Annotated in this window: 1 protein-coding gene; it reads left to right on the top strand. The window is 48.2% G+C overall.

The window, feature by feature from the left end; genetic code table 11:
* Nucleotides 1–711: sodium/glutamate symporter (locus R7044_RS25485; protein ID WP_318141738.1), on the top strand; the 711-nt coding region annotated here is incomplete at both ends.

Below are 711 nucleotides of genomic sequence, written 5' to 3'. Positions count from 1 at the left end.
CGTTCTGGAAATCGCGATGGCATCGGCCACTTTTGGTTTGATCATCGGCGGTATCATTGGTAGCCCAGTGGCTCAACGCCTAGTGGAAAAACATGGTATCGAATCTGAGTACGGTCGTGGTGGTAGAGATGCCAAAACCCACGAGAAGTTCCCAGAGCTGGTGACGTACAACGAGTACGAAGAAGACAAAGTAACGGCGAAAAAGGTCGTGGAAAAACTCTTCTTCTTACTGATTTGTGTGACGGGTGCGAAGTACGTTGAACAGTGGGTGAGTACCTACGAAATCTCTTGGTTGAGGATTCCTGATTTCGTTTACGCGCTCTTCATTGGTGTGATTATTACGAACTTCTTAGAGGTGACTAAGATTCGTAAACTGGACGCTGAAACCGTCGATATGCTCGGTACGGTGTCGCTGTCTCTGTTCTTGGCGATGGCTCTCATGAGCTTGAAGCTATGGAACATCTTTGATTTGGCGATCCCATTCTTAGTGATTCTGGCGATTCAGTCGGCGCTTTTGGCCATCTTCACCTATTACGTGACCTTTAAGGTAATGGGCAGCAACTACGATGCGGCGGTTATCTCGGGTGGTCACTGTGGTTTTGGTTTGGGTGCGACGCCAACAGCGGTGATGAACATGGGTTCTATTGTTAACCGTTTTGGTCCTTCGCCTCAGGCATTTATGGTGGTACCAATTGTTGGCGCGTTCTTTAT

It is taken from the genome of Vibrio sp. 1402 (assembly GCF_033340275.1).
The sequence above is the reverse complement of the archived record's forward strand: the minus strand, read 5'-3'. Positions and strand labels throughout refer to the sequence as shown.